Consider the following 6,000-nt stretch of genomic DNA (forward strand, 5'->3'; position numbering starts at 1 on the left):
CAAGACGGTGCCCGACGACATCGCCCGATGGCTGAACGAGCACGCCAACCCCTTGAGCACCCTGACCCCCGGCGCGCCGGTGGAGGACCTGAAACCCCTGGGCGAGGCACTGCGGGGAACACGGATCGTCGGTCTGGGGGAATCCACCCACGGCACGGGCGAGTTCTTCCGGCTGAAGCACCGCATCGTGGAGTTCCTGGTTCGTGAGGAGGGGTTCACCACCCTCGCCATGGAGGCCAGCCAGTCCGCGGCCCGCGCGCTCGACGCGTACGTCCGGTACGGCACGGGCGCCCCCGAACGGCTCGTCGCCCGGCTGGGCTTCTGGACCTGGCGCACCCGCGAGATGGTCGACCTCGTCGAGTGGCTGCGCGCCCACAACCGCGACCTGCCCGAAGGGCGCCGGGTCCGCTTCGTGGGAACCGACCCCCAACTCTGCGCCGACTCCGTCGAGGCCGTCGCCGCCTTTCTGAGCCGGGCGGCACCCGATCAGGCCGGACGCGTGGGCGCCTTGGACGTACTGGCCCGGGCCCGCCCGGGCTCGCGTCCGGACCCGGAGAAGGCCTTGATGCGGCAGGCCAAGGAGATCGCCCGCCTCGTCGCGGACCACGCCGGGCGGCCGGGTTCCGGCGACGACGCCAGCGAGGCGCTGGAACACGCGCGGATCCTGGTCCGCGCCGCCGACCTGGTGACGCGGCCCTTCGCAGCCTCGGCCGGCGAGGACGGCGTGCTCGCCGGGCGTGACCGCTACATGGCCGAGGCCGTCGCACGGCTCGTGGACGACAACCCCGAGGCGCGCGTCATGGTCTGGGCACACAACGGGCACATCTCGAAGGGCACGTACGGGGACCAGGTGCCAGCCCTCGGCAACAGACTCCGCGAACGGTACGGCGACGCCTACTACGCGCTGGCCCTCCTCTTCGGCAAGGGCTCCTTCCTGGCCCGCCGCGGCAACGATCTCCAGCGCCCGCCTGCCCGCCACCGCATCGGCACCGGCCTCCGCTCCCTGGAGGCCAGACTCACGCACGCCCTGCCCGGCGACTACTACGCGGACCTCCGCGCCGCGGGTTCCGCCGCCGACGCCGCGCCCTGGCTGCACGCCGCACACGCGCAGCGCAGCTTCGGCGCCAACGTCCAACGGTTCCTCTACCGCGTGAACACCGCCCCGCTCGTCCCGGCCGAGGACTACGACGGCATCGCGTTCGTAGCACGCTCGACCTGCTCCCACCTGCTGCCCCCGGCGGAGGAGTGAGGTTCTCTCACGGCCACAGGTCGAGCGCGGCGTTCAGAGTGAGCTGCCACATCGGTTCGGCACCGGTGCCGAATGCCGCGGCGAGCCCGTACCCCACGGACGCGTCGTACGGGTCCCTGGCGCGCTCGGACTCGCCCGCCGCCTCCCAGTCGGCCGACACGCGCCCGTCGCCGCTCGATGTGAAGATGCCGAGCAGCCGCTCGTCCCGCAGCAGCCGGCTGGTGCCGAGGGAGTCCGGAACCAGCAGATAGCTGCACTCCCGCGCCCCTGAGACGACCTCGACCCGGTACGAGCGCCGGGTCAGGAACCCCTTGGACGGCCGCAGGGTCTCCTCTTCACCGTCGACGAGCAGAGTGAGGTGCTCGGGGTCGCGCGTCCCGATCGGCACATGGCTCTCCGGCACGGTGTGCGGGGCCCGCCGGATCTCGACCGGCGGCAGTCCGTCCCCGCTCACGCCCAGCGTCCCGCCCTCGTGGTCCAGTTCGATCCGGACCGCGCCGAAGAGCGGATCGTCGGCGGGCACGTACGCGTACGGATTCATCGGGACCCTTGCCTCCTGTTCATCCTGGTGATCGTCTTCCCCCAGTCTCGTCCGGAGGCGGAGGGCCGGTTCCCTTTCCAGCCAGAGGCGGGCCGGTGGGCAGGAGCGGCGCCACGGCCTGGGCGTCGGGGAGCGCAGCGGTTGTTCCCCTGTGCACGAGCAGCCGTACCCAGCCACGAGCTACCGCCAAGCGAATGACGGTCACCTACTCCTACCTCGCTGCCACTACGTCGCGTAGCCGGTCACGCCAGGCGGATCGCGGTCCCGACCAGCGGCGACCCGTCTTCAGAGTCAGCCGTGGCTGGGGAGAATCCGGGGAGAATGAAGCCGCGTTGGGGAGCGGCTGGGGAGGATCGGCCGTACAAAAGGGCAGCACGGTGGAAGGGACGGAAAGGCTGATCGCCGCAGACCAGAGGGCCTCTCCGGGCGCTTTCCGCAGGTCAGCGGCGTGTGGGTGACGACTTCGAGAAGATCTCCTCCTGGGCCGCCATCCTCTTCGCGCCCACCCTGGTCGGCACCATCTACGGCATGAACTTCGAGGTGATGCCGGAACTGCACTGGGTGGGCGGCTACCCCTTCGCGATCCTCCTCATGGCCGTCGTCTGCACGAGCCTGTACGTCATCTTCAAGAAGCGCGACTGGCTGTAGGGAGCGCCCTTAGCCCATCGGTTGTGTTCCCATTCACGAATGACCCAAAGGGCTACCCCCGAGGGCCTGGAGGGAATCCGGGGGAATCCGCCCCACTGGGGAGCAAGCCATTTCACCCTCACCGGCCGTTCCGCACGTTTGATACAGCCCGACCGTAGTTCGGTGGCACCGCGCTGGCCACCGGCCAGGGGGCGGAGACGGCCGGTGGCGGTGAGACCCCGCAGATGGATCTCGTAGAGGGCCCCGGGTTCACGAGGCCCGTGTGGTCCACGTCATCGAGAAGCCGGTGCGGTGCGCCTGCGGGATCGTGCGGTCGAAGAGAACCTGATTCCCAAGAGATGCGGCGGCTCGGGCAAGGAGCAGCAGCACGGCCGCTCGCTCGGCCTGATTCGGGGCGATGGCCGCGGCATGGGTGGGCCGGTGGACGGCAGCGCCAATCAGGCCCGACTTTCGCAGCCCGTTTCCATGCATGCGGAGGGCAGGAGTTGTGAGCGGCGGGTCGTCGAGAATGCGGACGACGTCCAGGCTCTGCACTGTCCAGTGCGCGGCGGTGGCCAGACCCAGTTCGCGCCGGTCGTCTTCGCCTCGTCCTTGACCTCCACCCGCGGCGAACCCTCGCCGGAACCGCTGCTACCGGAAGGCGCGACCTCGAGCTCGGAGAGCTTCGCCGAAGGGGTCGCACCCGTGGCGGTGGCGCCAGACCGGCAGCTCGCCCGCCTGAACCGACTTTGCTCCAGCGACACTTCGTGATGTGCCGGCCGGAGCAAGCAGAGCGGTCGCCGAGCCGGCCGGCGTCTTCGCCTTCGCGTCCAGCTTCCACGGCTTGCTTTCAGGCGCCTCGGCGGCGGTCGGCTCGGCGTTCGAGCCCTTCACGGGCCTGGTTTGCGGTAGCCCGTCTTCGGTGGTTTCGCCGCCGCTTCGGCCGTGGGTCGACCCGGGCCAGAAATGATCAGCGTCGGCACGGCAGCCATCGCGATACGTGGTCGTTTCGCGTGCACACGCAAAAGCGGACCACTCCGACGAGGCAGCACAATCCCCCACAGGAAATGGAATAACTCGGTCCGGAAACAGGTGAACCCAGATCAAGCGCACCCTAAGGAGAGGAACGGCCATTCGTACAGGAAGTCCTCAGTCTTTCCTTACATGATCAATGTCACTCGCCGGGCAATCCGGCACTTCACATTGTCAATCGGGCACGTATATCTCACAGGCCGTTGACAGCTTTACAGAGAGTAAGGATTGTGCGCCTGACCTTCGTTTACCGACGCGCATAGCGAGGACCTCTGCCCATGAGGCCAACTTCTCCACCACTTGACCCCAGGCCGGGCCGGGGGGCCTTCCGGCGTCGGCGGACTTCCGCAGCCGCGATGCTTCCGGTGATCGGGACAGCCGTACTGTCCCTCGGCGCCGGGCTGGTCACCGCCCCGGACGCCTTCGCGGCCGGCTCGCCGACACCCGCCCCGAAGTCCGGCGCCACAGCCGCCACCAAGGCCGCGCCGTCCGCCCGGCAGAAGGCCGTGGACGCGGCCCTGGCCCAGGCGAAGAAGACCGGCAAGCCGGTCGCGATCGACCTTCTGACGACTGCCGAATCCCAGACGTTCGCCAACCCCGCCGGCACCCTCACCATGGATGCCGCGGCCGCTCCGGAGCGGGTGAAGCAGGCCAACGGGTCCTGGCGTGCGATCGATACGACGCTGCGCGCGAACGCCGACGGCACGGTGTCCCCGGCGGTCGTCCCCTCCCCGCTGAGCATCTCGGGCGGCGGCACCGGGCCCATGGCCACGATGACCACGGCCGACGGCAAGAAGCTGGCCTTCAAGGCACCCTTCAAGCTCCCCAAGCCGAAGCTCGACGGCAACGACGCGCTCTACGAGAACGTCCTGCCCGACGTCGACCTGCGCCTGACCGCCACCCAGCTCGGCGGCTGGAGACAGGTCCTGATCGTGCGTACGGCCGCGGCCGCCGCCAACCCGGCGCTGAAGAAGATCCGCCTCGGCGTCGACGCCACCGGGCTGAACACCACCACCGACGCGGCCGGCAACATCACCTTCAAGGACGCCCAGGGCAAGGCCCGCTTCACCAGCCCCACCTCCTTCATGTGGGACTCGACGAAGAAGTCCACCCCCGGAGCAGCCGCAGCCGCCCCGCAGAGCGGAGCGAAGACGGGCAAGTCCGCGAGCATGAGTGCGGACGCCGTGGTGGACGCCCCGCAGGCCGCCGACGCAGTGGCCGCCTCCACCCCCGACGCACCCGGGGACACCGCCAACGTCAAGCCGATCGCCGTCAAGGTCGATGCCACCAGCATCGACCTGATCCCCGACACCTCGCTCCTCGGCCAGGGCACCGGCCCCTGGTACATCGACCCGGGCGTCAACCCCTCCGCCGAGAACTCGGCACGCGCCTGGTCGCAGGTCCAGGAGGCGTACCCCGACACCAACGAGTTCAACGGCACCTCCGACGGCCAGAACACCCCGGCCGCCGGCTACTGCGGCTACGCGAACTGCACCAGGAAGGGCCGCGAGCGCGCCTACTTCCAAGTCGGCATCAACTCGGTGTTCTACGGCGCCGAGGTCATCGACGCGCGGCTCCACGCCACCGTCGCCTCCTCGTCCAGCCCCAGCACGTCCACCCCGATGGGCCTCTACCAGACCGGCCCCATCAACAACCCGACCACCTGGAACAACCAGCCCTGCGACAAGAACTCCCGTATGGGCGGCAACTGCGTCAAGATCGGCGGCATCAACATCTCCGGCACGGGTGACGTCCAGTACGACGTCACCAGCCAGATGAGGGCCGCCGCGCGGGACCAGTGGCCCCACTTCACGTTCGGCTTCGCGCCGGACGACGAAAACAACATGTACTACCGGCAGCGGTTCAGCAACAGCCCGCACGTCACGGTCACGTACGACCGCCGCCCCACCATCACCAACCCCCGCACCAGTCCCACCCCCGGCTTCGCCGCCACCTCCACCTACGCCCCCTGCCGTACCGCCGGTGCCGTGAACGCCTGGGACAACCCGGGCTGGGTCAGCCTCAACTCCAGCACCAAGGTGACCATCGCCACCAACTCCCCCACCGGGCGTCAGCTCCAGTCGAACTTCGCCCTCGTGGACGAGGACAACAACAACAGCGCCCAGTACTACAACAGCCCCTGGCTGGCGTCCTCCGGGGACGTGACCGCCGACTTCGGGACGCTCACGGACGGCCACAAGTACTACTGGTTCGCGAACACCCAGGACGACACGCTGTACAGCGCCGACAGCGAGCGGTGCTACTTCTACGTCGACCGGACCTCGCCCTCCGCAGCCGTGACCTCGACCGACTTCCCGGCGTCCGGCACCACCGGCGGGCACCCCAAGAAGGTCGGTGAGGAGGGCACGTTCACCCTCGCCGGTACGGACAACCTTCCGACCAACGGCAGCACCCGCAGCTCGGGCCTGGCCTGCGCCCGCTGGACCACGGACCCGGTGAAGGCGGCTTCCGACTGGAACTGCACCGACTCCGACCCGCAGATCGTGAAGACCTTCACCGCGGGCCAGACGACCATCACGTACACCCCGCG

Annotated in this window: 3 protein-coding genes and 2 pseudogenes; 4 read left to right on the forward strand and 1 reads right to left on the reverse strand. The window is 69.3% G+C overall.

What is annotated here, in order from left to right; genetic code table 11:
- The first annotated feature begins 7 nt into the window (after positions 1 to 7).
- Positions 8 to 1,249, forward strand: coding sequence for an erythromycin esterase family protein (locus tag ACIGFK_RS23985; RefSeq protein WP_400053503.1), 1,242 nt, complete (start codon positions 8 to 10; stop codon positions 1,247 to 1,249).
- A gap of 7 nt (positions 1,250 to 1,256) precedes the next feature.
- Here ACIGFK_RS23985 and ACIGFK_RS23990 read toward each other — a convergent pair whose 3' ends face one another.
- Complete coding sequence (locus ACIGFK_RS23990; RefSeq protein WP_400053504.1) at positions 1,257 to 1,790, reverse strand: hypothetical protein; 534 nt, start codon at positions 1,788 to 1,790, stop codon at positions 1,257 to 1,259.
- Between the two features lie 465 nt (positions 1,791 to 2,255).
- Here ACIGFK_RS23990 and ACIGFK_RS23995 point away from each other — a divergent pair.
- The 3 genes and pseudogenes from ACIGFK_RS23995 to ACIGFK_RS24005 all read left to right on the forward strand — a co-directional run.
- Positions 2,256 to 2,438, forward strand: a pseudogene (locus tag ACIGFK_RS23995) (CorA family divalent cation transporter); the annotation flags it as partial.
- Positions 2,439 to 2,729: 291 nt separating this feature from the next.
- Positions 2,730 to 3,188 (forward strand): hypothetical protein, encoded by a 459-nt coding sequence (locus tag ACIGFK_RS24000; protein WP_400053506.1) that lies wholly within the window; start codon positions 2,730 to 2,732, stop codon positions 3,186 to 3,188.
- 626 nt (positions 3,189 to 3,814) lie between these two features.
- Positions 3,815 to 6,000: pseudogene (locus ACIGFK_RS24005) on the forward strand (hypothetical protein); the annotation flags it as partial.

It is taken from the genome of Streptomyces sp. NPDC085524 (assembly GCF_044541755.1).
Lineage (GTDB): Bacteria > Actinomycetota > Actinomycetes > Streptomycetales > Streptomycetaceae > Streptomyces.

Coding starts and splice junctions, on each gene's coding strand:
- ACIGFK_RS23990 (WP_400053504.1), bottom strand. CDS start 1,790: ATGAATCCGTACGCGTACGTGCCCGCCGACGATCCGCTCTTCGGCGCG.